The 17,508-nt window shown below is 43.8% G+C and carries 16 protein-coding genes and 1 pseudogene; 6 read left to right on the forward strand and 11 right to left on the reverse strand.

Features of this window, described 5'->3' with window-relative positions:
• The first annotated feature begins 72 nt into the window (after positions 1-72).
• A complete protein-coding gene (locus AB4138_RS14190) occupies positions 73-663 on the forward strand; it encodes a WYL domain-containing protein (protein ID WP_372306484.1) in 591 nt (196 codons plus the stop codon).
• 260 nt (positions 664-923) lie between these two features.
• On the opposite strand, the gene AB4138_RS14195 is transcribed toward AB4138_RS14190, so the two are convergent.
• Entirely contained in the window at positions 924-1,757 is an 834-nt protein-coding gene (locus AB4138_RS14195; protein ID WP_017071757.1) for an alpha/beta fold hydrolase, read from the reverse strand.
• Between the two features lie 460 nt (positions 1,758-2,217).
• On the opposite strand from AB4138_RS14195, the gene AB4138_RS14200 reads away from it, so the two are divergent.
• Positions 2,218-3,600, forward strand: a complete 1,383-nt coding sequence (locus tag AB4138_RS14200) for an MATE family efflux transporter (protein WP_372306487.1) — start codon at positions 2,218-2,220, stop codon at positions 3,598-3,600.
• A gap of 97 nt (positions 3,601-3,697) precedes the next feature.
• Here AB4138_RS14200 and AB4138_RS14205 read toward each other — a convergent pair whose 3' ends face one another.
• From AB4138_RS14205 to AB4138_RS14240, 8 genes and pseudogenes are all read right to left on the reverse strand, one after another.
• Positions 3,698-4,261 carry a type II secretion system protein gene (locus tag AB4138_RS14205; RefSeq protein ID WP_372306490.1) on the reverse strand — a complete coding sequence of 188 codons (564 nt, stop codon included), beginning with the start codon at positions 4,259-4,261 and terminating at the stop codon, positions 3,698-3,700.
• Positions 4,262-4,674: 413 nt separating this feature from the next.
• Positions 4,675-5,730 (reverse strand): DUF1254 domain-containing protein, encoded by a 1,056-nt coding sequence (locus AB4138_RS14210; protein WP_136973497.1) that lies wholly within the window; start codon positions 5,728-5,730, stop codon positions 4,675-4,677.
• A gap of 439 nt (positions 5,731-6,169) precedes the next feature.
• Entirely contained in the window at positions 6,170-7,120 is a 951-nt protein-coding gene (locus tag AB4138_RS14215) for a LysR family transcriptional regulator (protein WP_372075023.1), read from the reverse strand.
• 141 nt (positions 7,121-7,261) lie between these two features.
• On the reverse strand, positions 7,262-7,888 hold the full coding sequence (locus AB4138_RS14220) for a LysE family translocator (RefSeq protein WP_372306494.1): 627 nt from the start codon (positions 7,886-7,888) through the stop codon (positions 7,262-7,264).
• A gap of 235 nt (positions 7,889-8,123) precedes the next feature.
• Complete coding sequence (locus tag AB4138_RS14225) at positions 8,124-8,987, reverse strand: delta-class carbonic anhydrase (protein ID WP_372306496.1); 864 nt, start codon at positions 8,985-8,987, stop codon at positions 8,124-8,126.
• Between the two features lie 357 nt (positions 8,988-9,344).
• The gene (locus AB4138_RS14230; RefSeq protein ID WP_372306499.1) at positions 9,345-9,806 is read right to left on the reverse strand and encodes a hypothetical protein; all 462 of its coding nucleotides are present in this window, start codon (positions 9,804-9,806) and stop codon (positions 9,345-9,347) included.
• Positions 9,807-10,032: 226 nt separating this feature from the next.
• Complete coding sequence (locus AB4138_RS14235; protein ID WP_065583740.1) at positions 10,033-10,833, reverse strand: hypothetical protein; 801 nt, start codon at positions 10,831-10,833, stop codon at positions 10,033-10,035.
• 209 nt (positions 10,834-11,042) lie between these two features.
• Positions 11,043-11,672 (reverse strand): annotated as a pseudogene (locus tag AB4138_RS14240) (D-serine ammonia-lyase); the annotation flags it as partial.
• A 132-nt stretch (positions 11,673-11,804) separates the two neighbouring features.
• On the opposite strand from AB4138_RS14240, the gene AB4138_RS14245 reads away from it, so the two are divergent.
• Complete coding sequence (locus AB4138_RS14245) at positions 11,805-12,998, forward strand: CynX/NimT family MFS transporter (RefSeq protein WP_372306501.1); 1,194 nt, start codon at positions 11,805-11,807, stop codon at positions 12,996-12,998.
• Between the two features lie 14 nt (positions 12,999-13,012).
• Here AB4138_RS14245 and AB4138_RS14250 read toward each other — a convergent pair whose 3' ends face one another.
• Together AB4138_RS14250 and AB4138_RS14255 are read right to left on the reverse strand one after the other, a co-directional pair.
• Positions 13,013-13,810, reverse strand: a complete 798-nt coding sequence (locus tag AB4138_RS14250) for a helix-turn-helix transcriptional regulator (protein WP_372306504.1) — start codon at positions 13,808-13,810, stop codon at positions 13,013-13,015.
• 56 nt (positions 13,811-13,866) lie between these two features.
• Positions 13,867-14,400 carry a YbhB/YbcL family Raf kinase inhibitor-like protein gene (locus AB4138_RS14255; protein WP_017060498.1) on the reverse strand — a complete coding sequence of 178 codons (534 nt, stop codon included), beginning with the start codon at positions 14,398-14,400 and terminating at the stop codon, positions 13,867-13,869.
• Positions 14,401-14,643: 243 nt separating this feature from the next.
• On the opposite strand from AB4138_RS14255, the gene AB4138_RS14260 reads away from it, so the two are divergent.
• The 3 genes from AB4138_RS14260 to AB4138_RS14270 are packed head-to-tail and all read left to right on the forward strand — an operon-like array spanning position 14,644 to position 17,490.
• Positions 14,644-16,053, forward strand: coding sequence for a DUF3404 domain-containing protein (locus AB4138_RS14260; RefSeq protein ID WP_017066450.1), 1,410 nt, complete (start codon positions 14,644-14,646; stop codon positions 16,051-16,053).
• Complete coding sequence (locus AB4138_RS14265; protein WP_017066451.1) at positions 16,031-16,678, forward strand: response regulator transcription factor; 648 nt, start codon at positions 16,031-16,033, stop codon at positions 16,676-16,678. The genes AB4138_RS14260 and AB4138_RS14265 overlap by 23 nt, the downstream gene beginning before the upstream one ends.
• Entirely contained in the window at positions 16,678-17,490 is an 813-nt protein-coding gene (locus tag AB4138_RS14270; RefSeq protein WP_017060501.1) for a DUF2861 family protein, read from the forward strand. The genes AB4138_RS14265 and AB4138_RS14270 overlap by 1 nt, the downstream gene beginning before the upstream one ends.
• Positions 17,491-17,508 lie beyond the last annotated feature (18 nt).

Here is a 17,508-nt window from a genome sequence, read left to right on the forward strand (position 1 = left end):
TCCAATTAGGAAACAAAGCCCCAAGGTACTGCAAACGAATATCTAACATTCTTACACCAGCAAAACCAGATAGTGGAATCTTTTGATTTTTTTGAGATGGGGCATGCAGAATCTGCTGTGCTTATGGTGCCAGAACGATCTATATCGCCAATTATTGTGCGCAGCCTGATTCAAGCTGCACGTGAACAGCGTCGGGTGGATATTGATTATGTCTCGCTTTCCACTCCAAAAATCGTCGGACGTAATATTGTCCCTCATACGATTGTGAATGATGGTATCCGCTGGCATGTACGGGCTTACTGTGAGCACCGTAGCGAGTATCGAGATTTTGTACTCAGCCGATTTCGCAACGTACCTGATCTGCTTGACAGATCGAACTATGGTCGCGATCGGGATACCGACTGGAACGAAATGGCAGAGATAAAGGTCATCCCTAACCCTTATTTAGAGCCGGCACAGCAAAAAATTATTGCGGAGGACTATGGCATGAACGACGGACACCTGGCTATCAAATCACGAAACGCACTAGTGAAGTACATTGTTCAAAGACTCAATATATGTCTAGATGAAAATCAACTTTGTGAGAGTCCGAAAGCATTTCAGCTTACTGTAAAGGATCGTGAGGCTATTCGACCTCATATGATTAATAGTGTTATTGCATAGGCGTTTTGTCTAGGGTAGTCCAGTTCATAAGCAAAGGTTCGAGGTCGTTGACTTCACAACCAAGTCTACTAGTCACAAACTTAATTAAGTGAGTATCAAGGTGATCTCAGGTCGCTTGACAGGTAAGTCACAATCTTAATCACAGATTTCCATGAAATTTGCTGTTTGGAATCAGTCCTTGTGGTCACAAACTTAATTATAAGACGACACCAGCTAACCAACAATCCACATATAGACTTTCTATTATCGTTGTTGAATATCTAAGTTTTGGTTCTATTTGTAACGCCAGTAATAAACTTATCTACTTCCGCATAGAACTTGGCCGGATCGTTTTGCACCCAGTGGTTTGCGCCCTCAAATGAAACGTTGTCTAACGTACTAATAAACTCTTTCGCACGCTCACAACCCTCTAGGCTGTCAGCACCCCAAAAATATACTTTAGGTATGGATAAGTTTTCGAAAATTTGTCCCCAGCCAACCACGCCACGGATATCTTGAGTCGCATGTTGTCCGTAGATTTCACTGGCGGTTTGACCAAGAACCTCTGGCTCACATCTTCTAACTGACGAAAGATACTTAACACCTGCTCCGTGTCCCCAAGCCATGGGAAAACGTTTTGAGAAACCTTCTCCTTTCACCCAGTTCGCAAACTCGTCAGTGCTTAGTTCAGAATATGTATCTGCAATAATCTGGGATAGGATGATGCTTTCTTCGTGCAGTCCGCCTTCAGCATTAATGAAACCACGCACGATGCCTCTCGTGTCGTATTCACAAATCAACGTCGATGTATCGCCTCCCCAAGAGTGCCCAAGTAGAAAGCAACCATGGATGCTCAATAAGTCGAGTGCTTTCAATATTCGATTTGCTTGAGTTTCTGTTGAGTGGGATATATTCGAAGCAGGAGAATAGCCATAACCACACAGGTCGAACATGACTAAGTTGTAATTCGGTAGCCAGTCAAACACATCGGCAAAACATAAATGCGACTCACCCAACCCATGAATCAACACCAGTGTTTCCTGAGACTCTTTGATATCAGTCGACAAGCAATAAAGCTGATCACCATCGATCTCTAACCACTTTTCTATCAACACATTATCCTCACACTTCTAATCGCAGACTTTGGATTTATCTTAACGAATCCAACACGATAAGAAAGGTTAATTTGGTTAAGTTTTATAAACTTATTGACCTTACTGTAAGGGGAAGGTTTAAGGTCAACTCACGAGCTCAATATAACTAGGAAACGATTATGGGATGTTGCAATAAAGCGCCAAAAGGTGGAGCCCCTCTTGGCTTACTTTTAAAAGTCACGCTTGGAATTGGGTTATTTGTGTTTCTGCTGGCATTGTGGCAATAGGAGAGTTATCCAGCACTAGATTTGAAGCTAAGACGTGGCGGTATATATCAGAGCAACTTGAACTCAATAAATCCAATGCTTGACCCTATACGGTAAGGTGTTTATATTGTCGCCCGCCCAACGGGGCACATCCTAAAATACACACCGGCCATCCTGCCATCATTCGTGTATTTATATTGGTGTTGTGAACTTCCATGCTAACGAAACTTCGTCCTTTTACTCGTGAATCGGGTGCACTTATGCATCTTTCGGTTCCAATCATTTTGACTCAAATAGCGACCCAAGCGATGGGATTTGTCGATACGACAATGGCTGGCCAAGTAAGCCCTGCCGACCTCGCCGCAATTGCACTCGGCACTAGCCTTTGGATTCCTGTATTGCTGCTACTGCGTGGCGTGATTATGGCGCTAACGCCTGTTGTCGCTTACCACCGTGGCGCACGTGACTTTCAAAGTATCTCTGTTGAATTCTTCCAAATGGTTTGGTTGGCATTAATTGCTAGCGTATTACTCATCGCTTACTTGGTGAGTGCGAAACCGATCTTAGAATGGATTGGGGTTGCCGCTGAGATCATCCCTATCGGCAGTGACTATGCGTTTGCCTTAGCCTTTGGTGTGCCGGGGATTGCCCTGTTCTACACCTTGAATGGTTTCTGTGAAGGTATGAACAACACCAAAGTACCAATGATCATTTCTGTGGTTGGTTTATTGGTGAATATTCCGGTCAACTACGTGCTTATCTACGGTAAATTTGGGTTCCCTGAAATGGGTGCTGTTGGCTGTGGCTGGGCAACGAGCTTAGTGTATTGGCTAATGTCGGGAATGCTGTATTCCTACATTAAAGGCCATCATCATTACAAAACCATCATCAGCTTTGCAGACGCTAAGCCAAAAGCAAAAGAGATGCTTCATCTTTTAAGGTTAGGTTTACCTATCGGGATGAACATTGCAGTGTGTGGCAGTATCTTTGCGGTAATCGCACTGATGATTGGTCGTATTGGCGCTGAGAACGTAGCAGCCGCGCAAATCGCTCTCAATATATCGAGCCTAACTTATGTGATCCCGATGAGTATCTCGTTTGGCATTACGATTCGTGTTGGACACGCTTTGGGTGAAAAAGATGAACTTGGCGCGATTGAGCGCAGTAAAGTCGGTATTTTGGTGGCAGCATTAATCTCGTTGCTTTCGGTAGCGATGTTCCTACTGTTCCCTGAATTAATCATTAGGCTTTACACCACTGACCCAGTAATCAGTGCAACAGCGGCAGTGTTATTGACCTTTACCGCTATGTACCAATTCAGTGATGCATTGCAAACCTCTGCTAACGGCGCACTGCGTGGTTATAAAGATACTAAGATCCCGATGATCTTAGCTATCGCTTCATACTGGGGCTTAGCGTTACCACTGGGTATGGTGTTGGGCTTAACAGACCACATTGTTCCAGCAATGGGTGAAGAAGGCTTTTGGATTGGTATTCTAACGGGCTTGAGTGTGTCAGCCGCTCTGATGCTACTTCGCTTACGTTACGTGATTAAGAAGCGTGACTTGCCACCAGCAAGTACTCCATTGTTAAACTAAGATAGACCTATAAGCTAATACAAAAAAGCGCGTTATTGCTACTCGGCAATAACGCGCTTTTTTATTAAATTTCTATAAACCAGATAATGTCCTTGGTTTAACACTCATCGTTCATTACCCGAACTGTACACTCACAACCATCTACTGGACATGTGTCTCCACTTGTCCTGCCGCCAAAAGAGTCATAAAGAACATAACAACCTGAAGGTAAGGCATCATCAGTTATGTTATTGCTGTTAAGGTCAGCTTGACTAAATGGCTGAGTATATCCCACTACCGTGTGTCTGTTACCTAATTCAGAGATGATGCTGTCATCATCCGAAAAAGTTAGGAAATCGAGCATATTTAACGCATCTCCTGATTCACCTTCACTTTCAGGACAAAGTGTGCCCCAGTCGACTTCAACTCTACCGATACCAAAATCGATTACGTAGTTGCTCTGATCACCTGGGTTTGTTGCGTCAGGATCAAGCCCTGCGATAATAGCTTTAGAAGTCACTTGCGTGATCACGCCTTCCATCGCACCCGCAACACCTTCAAGTACCGCTTCTCTCGCTGATTCCTGAATACCAAGGAATCTTGGAGCAGCCGTTACCGCTAATACTCCGAGTATCACGATCACGATGATTAATTCCATTAAAGTAAATCCGTTTTTCTTCATGACATCCGCATCTTTTGATAACTTAAATATTCAATAACCCAATGAATTACCTATAACTATACACCTCAAATAGGACTCATAACACTCCACGGCTATCGCTTTTTATAACGCTGGTTGTGGTATTTGTTCCCTTTAGAGGCTGAAAAGATAACTGGAAGCGTTATCACATAAGGTGTCAGCGGGTTTAAATTCGATCAAATGCGTGGTGCAACTGAAAGTATCGATGGAAGAAGGTTTAATTGATTTATTTGAACTGAGGCTCGCTGCGTATAATCAAAGTTAGACCATTTTTGAGTCGCCCTTTGTGTTTCTACACTTAAGAAAGCAAGAAATGAAATAGAATCCATAAAAAAGCGCGTTATTGCCATTTGGTAATAACGCGCATCTATAATCGTTGTACGACTATCGCAACATTAGTTCACTGCTTTCACGTAAGGAAGCACTCGGAATCCATCACGTACTTTTTGGCTTGGAATGTAATGACGGAAAGCTAAGTTAAACACACCAGAATCGTTTTCTGTTTTGATGTTGTTTACTGCATCATCACCACAACCAAAGCTTACGGTGTAAGTGCCGTCTGCATTTTTCTCAGCCGTGTTTGAGCTTACGTTCGCCACTTCACCAAACATGAAACCTTGCTTGTTGTAGACCGTTACCGACCAAAACGCTTGGTTCTTAGGATCATCAAAGGTTGCCTGATGACAAGTGTCTGCTGGGAAGTTGCCAGAGACTTCGTAAATATTGTCATCTAACTGCGCGCCACCCCAACCGATAGCCGCACCCACTGCGTACTTCTCTTTGGTAAACATCTCTTTTGAAGCATCTTCAGGGCTGGTAAACATACCAAACGTCGCCTGAGCACCATCGCGTTTCAGTAGTTTCGGCATTTCCATTTTAAGGTTTTTCTCTACCTCATCGAATGATTTCTCATCCACTTGCATTGCCATAAATTTGCCGTCTGCTTTTGCATCAATGCTCATCTGATCTTGGATTTTATGAACTTCATCTTTGGTGAACGTCGCATCAGTACGAACGATGACATACACGTGGTCTCCACTATGAGTAGAAAGATCAAACGTACCAGAACCGTATTGCATTGGCTGAATGCGGTGGTCTTCTGTAATCACTTCCATCGACATGTATTTGCCTTCAGGAATCTCAGGTAGCGTAATCGTCGCGCCTTGCGAAACGTTAATCACAGCCATTGAGTAGTAAGTGTCTCGGTTCATTCGAACCACAGGCTGTTTATCGGTTGGCGTGAGTTCGCGTTTGTGTAGGAATTTATTAACGCCAACAAGCTCTTGGTTTTTCAAATATTGGCGTGACGTTTCGTACACCGCGTAATTGTCGACGGTAGTCACTTCACCATCGGCATTGAAGAACTCTGTCAGAGTTGAAACTTCTTCAGCTGCGTAAGAAGAAAGAGAAACTGCGCTTAAACCTAAAACTACTAATGCTAATTTTTTCATTGTTGACCTCTAATAAATCGATAACGCTAAATCAATACATAGTCCATTTGTTTTTGTTCGAACAGTTAGTTCGTTAACCGCTCAACTTGTGAACAATGTTATCAAGGCAGCATAAATTCACAAATGACATCGCCGTATAAGAGATATGCATGAAAGTTATGTCACCACTATCGATTTATTCTTAAGATGAACGATTACCTTCAACAGGCTCACTGCTTAACAATAGACAGGTAGGGTAATTAATCCAGTTTAGGGCTGTCGTTGAAATTGGCTGAGCGCAAACCAACTGATGATTAGAAATAATAAAGCTGGAAAGGAAGACGTCATGTTATGAATCACAGGCGCTGAAGTATCTAAACCAGATCCATATGAAAACTGGAGGTCGGTTATTGCTCTAGCTGGTTATTGCTTAGGCCAGCTCTAAAGTCCGTAGCCTTAATCAACTGTCACAAACAACGTCTTCAATCACCGACACGACTAAGTTCTTGAACCATTGATGGGCTGGGCTAGTAACAGTTCTTTTATGCTCAATTAAAAACAGCTCGAACATTAACTCGGGAACATTATCTAGAGAGAATATCGGCACTATCTTGTCGCCTATTCCCTCTAGTTCCGTCAATTTGTGGGTCGCAACCAAAATTGTATTCGAACTCTGCATCACTTCCACTAACGTAAGAAGCTGTCCGCTTTTAAAAGCAATGTCTCTTTGCATTCCATTCTTAGCTAAAAAAGAGTCTACAGGGTGTTGCAGTCCGTAATTCGAGCGAATATCGAGCGTGAGATCGACAAAGCGAGATTCAAGGCACTGCTCAAGTGTGACATTTTCAGCTTTGGCTAAAGGGTGATGTTCAGAAACGTAAAATACTGGATAGATCTGCCCAAGACTCACGTATGGAAATTCGATTGGATTGCTCGGGGCTTCGATGTGAATCGTAAAATCCACATCTCGTGATAACAGCTGGCTAGTAGGCGTTTTTGCAATCGGATATTCGATAAGACTGGCGTTTGGAGCATCGTGCATGAACCGTTCAGCAAGGGGCACAGAAAGCATCCGACTCATTAATGGCGGTACAGAAACAACAAAGGTTTGAACACACTCAGCAGGATCAAACGCAGATTTCGTTACTAGGCTTCGCATCGCCAATAGCAACTCTTCTAAAGGTGCTTGCAGTTCTAACGCTTTTTGCGTGGGCACTAAGCCATTAGACTCTCGATAGAACAGTGGGTCATCAAACAACTCTCGCAAGCGACTTAAGGTACGACTCATCGCAGGCTGAGACAGATACAAGGTATTGGCAGCTCGCGTTACGTTCCTCTCTTTGATTAAAACACTTAACGACACCAATAAGTTTAGATCCAGCCGAGAAAGCTGTTGTTCGATAGTCATCATAAGACATGCATCTGAGTAATATCACTCGTTAAATAATTGCACCATTGTGACTAACAAACAAGTCTCTGTTTAAACGATGGCATTTATATCCAACTAAAAAGGCGAACCCATCGGTTCGCCTTTTTGTTTAAAGATTCGTATTTATCGATTGATCGCCAAATATGATCCAGCCGCAATCATTATTCCACCAGCACTTTGATTTAGTCTTTTATGTGCGCGTGGCGTTTTAAGTAAACTCGCCATTCTGCCCGCACCCATCGCAATCAGCATTACACCAGACATCAAAGCAACAAATGCTAAAACGGAAACCAAGACGATATCTTGTGAGCGTAAAACCGTCAAATCAATGAAAGTCGGCAAGAACGAAATATAAAACAGAATCACTTTAGGGTTTGATGCTGAAATCAAAAAGCCTTGCGCGAAACTCGCGAGTTCGGATTTCTGACTCTGTTTGGCGGCGAGTTCAGCTGAGCCTTGCACTTCAGGTAAGATCTTAAACATCTTATAGCCCAAGTAAATCAAATTAGCTGCACCAACGTAGCGAATCACCTCAAACGCAATCGACCAATTCTCGGCAATCGTTGCTAGACCGAAACAGGCAAGCGCAAGGTAAATAAGATCACTGCATATCATACCTAACGAAAGCGTGACGCACTTTCGCCATCCTTGAACCATAGCACGAGCTAAAATGGCAAAGACGCCAGGCCCCGGAGTAATACCAAATACAAACATGGCAATAAAGAATGTAATCGCACTTTCTAATGACATTGGACTGTCCTTTTCTATAACCCAACATAATTGATCATGAACGTATCATGGAGCTTCGATTCTGGTAAAGAACGTTTTTGACTAAGTTCTATTTACACAACTCATGTTTTGAATAAGTGTCGCACGTAATTTACCCACCAGACTTAATTAAACCTAAAACCTAAGTGCTTTTCGTTAGGGCATAAAAAAGGCGAACCTATTGGCTCGCCTTGATCATTTTATTCGTCAGAACCGTTTAGTCATTACGAATAGGTGATAACAGCTCAGGGTTAACCACCAAGTTTCTCACACCGTGGGCGTGATCTTCGTTAAAGTCATTGCCTTCACACCAGCTACCTACTGTCGCGATATTTACTTTCGCGACTTGTGGTCTAACGCTCCATGTTACTTGGAAAGGTGAACCTTGCTCATTGTAACCAGGGCCCGTTGTAGAGCCTGCGTATTGGATCGCTGAGCCAGTATCTTGTGGGATGTTTGGTGCTTGGTGTAAGCCGTTCACTTTTGAATGTTTAGCGAGCGCTTCAAAGTCGAGTGCTCTGTCGTCATTCACTAATACGTAAACTTGGGTTTCTACACGCAGTTGCGGGTTGGTAATTGCATCGTTAAAACAAGCACCCAGTGTTTCACCCGGTTCAACTTGCGCCGTTGAATAAACATAGTGAACTTCAATGGTGTCACCCGAATGCAAAGAACCATGCTCGCTCGGACAAACCTTGCTCTCAAATGGTTTCAGCTCAGCAGAACTCAGCTTGCCTGTGTATTTAAAGCCACTCTGGAATCCCTTACCATCACCGTTACCAGCGTATTGAGTAAACTCTCCACCTTTATGCTCAGCATTTTTATGGAAGTGAATATTACATAAGTTCATCGCTGTTGAATCAGGGGCATCCGAGAACAGCCTGATATTGGTTCCTTCTAATGAACCCAAATCTCGTGGGGCTTGCGGGCCAAAACCTTGTCCTTGGGTATTTTCAGAAAGCTTAGCTCTTTGTTCTGCGATAACACCATCTGATACAGACTCATGGCTCGCGTCTGATGCATTTGCATGAGCTGACAACATCACCAATGCGGCACTTAAAAACACACTCTTATTCTTCATTTTTCTTCCCTAGAATATTGATAACTAAACCTAAACCGACATAACAGCAAACATCTTACTATGCTCGTAAGTGAATATAAGACTTGTCTTTGTAAGATTAGATTTCATTACTTACTTTGGGATGAGTATTAGAACCCTTGATGCATATAACAAGTCAAACAGGGTAAATTCGGCGAGTCCCTTCCAGAACGAATAATTTCCTATTTACGTTAACCGTCGCCTGACTCAGCGCTCAGATAAGTGAGCACGATTCTTAGGAAGAACGGTGGCCAGATTTAGAAGATCAAAAAAGGCGAACCATCTGGCTCGCCTTCACGTTTCATTCTATCTATTAGGTTGTGGTTCTAAGTTAACGATTTAACCGTTACCGGTGGCAAATATCCCAAACGTCATGACGTTCAATGCATCTGTCACGCCCTCTAGTGATTTAATCACCGTCTTAGTCGGTTTATTATGACGAATAAAATAGCTTCCGATGCCTTTTTCACCGCCACTCTTAGCATCGCTTTCAGTTGTTTCTGTCGCTTCTATTTGAGAAGGCTCCACTGATTCTGGCTCTGCATTGGCGTGAGCTATCGTGTCTTTATTTGAATCAAGGTTAGTGAGTGGTTGATGATTAACGATTGAATCATGGGAAGAATCAACGCTGGTCTCAGCGTTTGTATCCTTTGAAGTCTCGAGATTACTCTCTCCCTCTACGCTTTTCGACATAGCATCTTCGTTGCTCAATGTCTCATCGTCTAGCTGATGATTACTCGTTGAAGAACAGGCTGTTAAGAAGAACAGGCTAACGATGAATATGAGTAAGTGTCTCATCATAATGATAAAGCACGAATTAATAAAACATTGTTCGATTGTATTTTATTTGGCTGACGACATCCAGTGATAAGCGGAGTAAACACGAACAGTCACGGTCTTGAAGAGTAAACAAAAGCGTACGGGTTTAGTGCTTAAGAATAATAATTCGAGAGCTCAATTAGGTTGCCCGCCGCTTATCATCTGAAAGGTGGTGTCAGTTAGGCTTGAGGATTCACACGCTATAAGCTTAATCTTTACTGGAACACAGTTCAGAGATTCGGTCACACATGGCTTGGTTGACTGCGAAGTGGGTGTTGAGGAATGCTAGTTGGGCAAGTGCCGATTCAGCAGTGCGCTCGTAGCCTTGGGTAAAGGTTGGTAGCAATTGGGCAAACTTAGGGAAGCGTGCTTCTAGCCTTCTATCCGACATAAATTCATCAACGAATTCAGGCTCAGACTGTTCAGTTTGATCCACAAGATCGATCAAACGATCGAGTGCGTAAGATTGAACGAACCGACTGCCCGACAGCTTTTCGCCTCGGTTATAACGAGACATACCCACATAAAGATTGGTTAGAGCCTCACCAATGATCCAATCTTGGGAATTAGTGTCTGTCTCCCCTTTTATTGGTGAAACACAACACTGTGTATCAAATTCATGTTGCTGCCAAACAATACGCCCTTCAGCAAACGGAATGTGCGCTAACTCGTGGGGTTCAAACACTGCAAACTCACAAAAGATTCCGTCAGCGTACAGAACTTTATAGCCATCGACGGTATTTCTCACTGCGTAGTCGATTGAGTGAATATCAGATAGCCAATGCAAACTGTCTAAGAAATACTGCTTGTGCCCTGTTTGCACTATTGCGAAAAAATCGACATCTGAGTACTGATCAAGTCGTTCTGTTTCAATACCTACTGAGCCCAATCCCAGCAAAGCATGAGCCTTACCCGATGCTTCCAAAGACTCCCCAATAGCATCTAAACGCTGGAGTAATTTTTCTGGTGTGTTTATGTGTCTTGTCTGTATCACTTTGTCCGTCTGCATTGCTCAATCCCTATCAAGTTGAATGCCACTCAACCTAACTGATAGTTAGAACATCTAAGAAGCTTAATTTATAAAATGTGTGTTTTGGATAACGATCTGCGCAAGTTATTGTTTGAATTAAGGTGGGATTTAGAGGTGAGAAAGAGTGTGTACAAGCTATAAACAACACTCTTCTATCATGACTTATCTTTTTAGCAGCTCATATTTGCAACAACGTTGACGCCATGCTCACGAAGTTTGCTTTTCTTCCAAGATCTCGCGTCTGCCGACATATGAACAGAGACCGTAAAACCCAATTTGGCACTCATGATACCGATCGACATGCCTAGATTACCCGTGGATCCTACCGCAATGCTGTATTGTTGGAAGAAGTCACGGAATTCAGGTTCGAGCAACTTACTATAGTCATCGCTCTCACACAGTAACCTGGCTTCAATCGCAAGCTTCTCGGCATGCGTTAGTACTTCATAAATACCACCGCGAGCTTTGATTGAACCTGAAATTGGCAAATGGCTGTCTTTCTTCATCATCAAACGCCCTTTTATTGGCTGCTGATAATGTGCTCCCAATGCTGATTTCATAGATGGAATGTCAACAAGCTCAGACTCGATGATGCCATTGGTCGCTTGAGTTTCAGGAAACGCCTTGGCTAGATAAGGGGCAAACCTTTGTAACCTCAAACTCGCATCATGAATATCTTGTTCGCTTAATCCCACATAAGGCAAACCGCGCTCCAGAGTCGTCACATTTGGGTTAAACCAAACCACTTCTTCCAATGCAATCAATTGTTGAAGCAGTGGGAAGTCCGAGATGAGCTTGTCGATATTTAATACAGTCATGGGTGACTTTTCTGGCTAAGCGCGTACTGCGCAGGTTCAATCATTAGTAAACCTATTTAAACGGTATTTGTGTAATCATTCAATGATCTGTAGGCTAGCCTGTCTTCTCATAAGCAAACAGTAGAACAACCTATGAGCGCCTCTCTTCGTAATAGCATTTTCGTGATGTTAGGGATTCTATTCCTAGCACTTAACCTTCGTGGGCCTTTTACGAGCTTGGCTCCTGTGCTTTCTCAGGTTATGGAAGGCCTCAACCTTACGTCATCGGCTGCTGGCTTCTTAACAGCTTTGCCACTGTTAACTTTTGCCTTATTCTCACCATTAGTCACCAAGATATCCCAACGAATTGGTCTAGAGCCTAGCCTGTTATTAGGCTTAGTTCTGATCACTACGGGTATTACACTGCGCTCTGCTGGGTTAACCCCAACCTTGTATATCGGCACGGTGATGATCGGGCTTGGTATCGCGATTGGTAATGTGTTGTTGCCTGTAGTAGTGAAAGTTAGCTTCCCGACACGCATCGCTACTGTGACTTCTCTGTACATCTTTACGATGGGCATCGGGTCGACGTTAGGCTCAAGTTTGATGGTGCCGTTTTCAAATCTAACCTTATTTACGATCACGGGTTGGCAATTAGCACTGTTAATGAACCTAATATTCCCAATATTAGCTTTGATGATCTGGTTGCCTAAAATCAGAAAACGCTCACCTTCAGCCAACAATAACAAGCAACAAGACAAACCTCTGCCGATGAAACAGATGATTAAAAGCGGCGTAGCGTGGCAAGTAACGTTAGCGCTTGGGCTTAACTCATTTACCTTCTACTCTTTGGCTGGCTGGTTGCCACAGATCTTGAACGACCTTGGCTACAGCGAAATCGATGCAGGCTACATTTATGGATTTTTGCAGTTTTCGACTATGGTTCCAGGGCTGCTGTTACTGCCATTCTTAGCCAAAAGTGACAATCAACAATGGCTCATCACTCCGTGTGCATCGAGTGTATTTATTGGATTGATTGGTCTTCTGTATTTGCCTGAGTTTGCGATTTTTTGGGTGGGACTGTTCGGATTAGCCAACTGCTCGACGTTTATTATCGCGCTCTCTTTTGTTGGCTTGCGTACTTCGAATAGTAGCCAAGCCGCATCATTGTCGGGTATGGCTCAGGGAATCGGTTATGCGTTGGCAGCCACTGGTCCAACGCTGGTGGGTAAGCTTCATGCCCAGACAGATTCTTGGAGTGTGCCGATTCTGCTGATCGCATCTGTTGCCTTTGCGTGTACGATTTTCGCGGCATTGGCAGCACGAGATAAGAAAGTGAGCGTTTAAGCCAAACATAATGACTATGGCGTCGCGACTCTATGGCTGACGACGGTTTTGATGTATTCACTTGGCGACAAACCAAATTTGCCTTTAAAGCGCTGACTAAAACGCCCTTCCGATTGGTAACCGCAAGACTGAGCCAACATCGCCACATTCTGCTGTCCGTTTTGCATCAGATAAAGCGCGTGACTCAAGCGAACTTCAGCCAGTACCTCTCGATATTGCATGCCTTCCAGTTTGAGCTTCCGAATCAATGTGGCTCGGCTCATCGCAAAACGCTCCGCCACCGACTCTAATGGATGTTTCTCACCTGGTGAATGTGAAAGGTAATGGCTGAGCTTTTGGCTAAACGAGACGTTGGCACTGACAAACAATAGATGCAACACCCCTTTTTCAGCTAATTGCTGGTACAAGCCCTGCAACCAAAACTGTTGAGTCTCTTTGCTCATGCTCTGTGTATCAAAAGAGAACAGAGCATTGAGTGAGTCTTGTAAGTTTCGATCCGCTTTTACTGTAGGCAGTCCCAGATCATTCGACCGTTCCTCACTTAAATCAAGCATCGCCTGAGAAGGTTGGAATTGAAAGCTGAACACTCGCGACAAGAAGCGCCCTTTGTGGGGCATGTTCTCAAAACTTAGTGAAGCTGATGCCTCACACAACAACAGCTCAGAATGTGAGAGCTCTGCCGCTGAATCTTTCCAAAACAGGCGCTTACTGCCTGTAATAATCTGAATGATACTAGGGGATAGAATCCTCACATTACGCAGTTTTTGTAACTGCTCTGCACGAAAGATCGTAACTTGATATTGATGATTCATCTCATCCCCTTGTTTACTTATTATGTACGTGTATAAGCTTTAACGTACATAAGCTATTAACGTGTATAAGTTGCGGTCAGTTTAGCTTTGTCTAAAGCCATGCTGTTCAACGTGAATCCAACCACAGCCGACGGCGTATTTTCGTCGAGGTTAAGTTTGTCCGTTGGTAATGCCCAAACCGTGAACTGGTAACGGTGCATACCATCTTTTTCTGGAGGACAAACGCCACCGTAGCCAACTGTACCATAATCAATGCGACCTTCTTTGCCACCGACTTTAGAGATGTCGACACCGCGAGGTAGCTCGTTCACAGTTGCAGGGATATCAAACGCAACCCAATGCCAGAAGCCACTTTCAGTCGGTGCATCTGGATCATAAGCTGTGATAGCAAAGCTTTTGGTACCTGCTGGTGCATCTTTCCACATCAATTGTGGTGATTGATTATCGCCGTCACAACCCCAACTAGAGTATTCAAAAGTCTTTGCCATTGGGTGACCTTCTTGAATATCGTTGCTGGTTAATTCGAACGCATGAGCAGAGCCTGTAGCCAAAATACTGATTGCCAATACTGATTTGATGATGAGTTTCATGATGGTTCCTCTTATTAGGTATGAGCCCAGTATAGTCCCCTCATTTCGCCCAATAATGACAGTAAGTACACAATTATCTATTTTATTTCAAATAAATGATACTTACTGTATTTGTACTTTATTATTTAAAAGCATGACCCACTCGACAATTTGTTGTTAAAAGAACACTTGTTGACATTCAGGTTACAAATCGCGCCCAAAACTCTTTAGACTCGCCCCACGACTTTTAACGAGAATGATTGGATGCGCAGGTTTACATTAGCTCTTTGCTTGATCTTTTGGCTCCCAACCCTAGTCAATGCCCAAAGTTTGCAAGATAAGTGGCAAACTCTGTATCAACTGAGCTGGCAATCATCCCCACTCTTAGTATCTCAACAAGAGTTGGCTCAGTATCCGAAAGTTCTGCTCCATGAAAATAGCCGCTATCCTGATTTCAACCAATTCAGTTGGGACGACATCGCAGCGTTAGCGTCAATACAAGATCACTGCCAAGCGATTGAAAGCAGTAACCCTTCATTACATGAAGCCATCGAGTTCGAGCTCGCTCTGTGTCAGCAACAAACATTGGATTCGATTTGGTTTGCAGCACACTCCAAACGTCACCCTGCCGGTGGCAGCTTTGCTGGTCGTTATTTAGCCGCTTACCCAGATGTGACCGAGCAGATACGCCCATTTTTGAGTCTTACCAACCCTCAGCACCCTTTATATAACAAACTAGAAAGCCTAAGTGCACAAGGCAGAGAAGCACTGCTCAATGGATACCGCGCTTGGCAACAAGATGATGTGCTTTGGTTAAGTGGCGAACAAGGCTGGAAAGCTATTCCCTTAGATGTTTGGCAACCTATCGCAGAGCAACAAGAGGTATCTTTGGCAGGTGAAACCTGTACTTTTCGTTACAGTAACGTGTGCTTAAACGAGCCTAGCAATGACAATCTGATCATGAAAACGTTGATCTTTACATTGCTGCTAACGTTGCTTTCCGGGCTCGCTAGAGTCTTATACCTAAGAACAAAACAACGAAAAGAGAGGCAGTTCGTTTTACAGCTTCTTACTCATGAACTGCGCACGCCTATTACTAGCCTAGGCTTAACCGTCGAAATGTTTAGAAATCGCTACGATGACTTTTCTGATGAAACTCAAAGTGCGGTTTGGCGTTTAATATCTGACTATCAAAGGCTTTCTCAGCTCACCGAAAACAGCAAAGTGTACCTAAGTTCGGATCAGTCAGAGCCTTTGTTGAAGCAAAACGCTTCATTAGAAGAGTGGCTCGATCATGTCTGTGAAAAGCACAATATTTCTTATCAATGTGAAGCGCGTGAAGTTGAACTGAACCTTCCCTATTACTGGCTAACCATCTGCTTGGATAATCTAATCAAGAATGCCAAACAACATGGTAAAGGTGAGGTTTTGGTAAAGGTCGAACTCGGTGACAAGCTGACGATTGAGGTACAAGACGAGGGGCACTTCCCTTCACCGATACAACGGCTCATGTCTGGTGTCACGCCAAGTGAAACGCACGAACTGGATAACATGGGCATTGGCCTGACTATTGTCGAGCACTTGATGAAGCAAGCGAATGGCCGCCTCATTATTCTTCGTAACCCAACCCGATGTATTTTGGAAATTGCTTATGAACACCCTACTGCTGATTGAAGACGACCAACTGCTTGGACAAGGCCTCGTCAGCTTCTTTGAATCCAATGGTTACCAATGCCTTTGGGCGAAGGATTCAGAGAATGCCAGTAAGAAATGGTTTCGAGCCGATCTTGTGATACTGGATCGACAGCTTGAAGATGGGGACAGCTTGCAACACCTTCCAAACTGGTTGCTCCTCAAAGCGCTGCCTGTGATTGTGTTGACCGCTAAAGTAGAAGTTCAACAACGTGTTGAAGGTTTAATGGCGGGTGCCAATGACTATGTGACTAAACCATTTTCGAACGACGAATTACTCGCTCGAGTCATTACCCAGCTACGTCCGTTAGGTGTGAGCCTCTTAACTTACGCAAATATCCAAATCAACTTGTCGGAACGGATCGCTTATCTGGATGAAAGCCCTGTAACACTAAAACCTAAAGAGTTTCAGCTATTGGTACTGTTTGTTCAGAACCAAAGTCGTGTGTTTCACCGAGATGAATTACTCAATAAGATTTGGGGATATCAGGCTTTTCCTAGTACCCGAACTATTGATAATCACATACTGCGCTTACGCCAGAAGCTGCCAACATTGAATATAGAAACACATCGTGGCGTTGATTACCGCTTGGCCGGGGAATCATAATGAAAGTTACTTCGTTAACCGCACTGATCTACACATTGCCGCTCGCAAGTCATGCGGCATGGTTTACCGACACGCCATTGCAGCACACCTATCAATCTCTACTTGATGACCAACCTCAAGTTGCGTGGCAAGAGCTGCAAATCGCACTCGATCACAAATCACTCGATAGTGAGCTTTGGCTGCCAGTCAAACAAGAGATCCTGAGCCAGACTCAATGTGGAACCTTACTCAAACAAAGTGCTGAGCCAAAACACCACATCCAAGTCAGCTTCATTCGACGCTATGGCCTGTCGTCGCACGGTTATCAAATCAAAGTCTCTGCCGAGCAACTCAGCAAAGGCTCAGAAACTCAAACTCTTTCTTTGGTATCGCCTAAAGGTAAAGTCCTTCTCGATGGACAACTCGCTTCCAATAATGAGTATCAAGAGATTGAAACCAATGAAATGTTCATCAAACCCGAATCTGGTGTTTATCAACTAAAGATAGGTTCAAATCACTACCCTATTATTGTCGCTTTAAATAACAGTAATCGATGGCTGACGCTCGAAAGTAAACTCAGCGAACCACATATCGTGCTCTCGCCTCCAAAGGTGATCGACAACTGCCCCGACGCTAACGTGAGTTGGCAATGGTTTGATGAAAACTACAACCTGCTGGGTTACAAAGTGCCAATCAAAACAGCGCAAGCACCCGTTCCCACAGAAAGTCCACTTGGAACCAAAGCCAAGCACTTGAGTGCTTCGGTTGAAATGTTTGAATACCAAGGCGCTATTGAAGTCCAATATGTGCAGCGCGTCGCCGTGCCTTTCTAATGGAAAACCACTAAAGCC

The sequence above is a fragment of the Vibrio sp. 10N.286.52.C3 genome (assembly GCF_041468865.1).
Classification (GTDB): domain Bacteria; phylum Pseudomonadota; class Gammaproteobacteria; order Enterobacterales; family Vibrionaceae; genus Vibrio; species Vibrio crassostreae_C.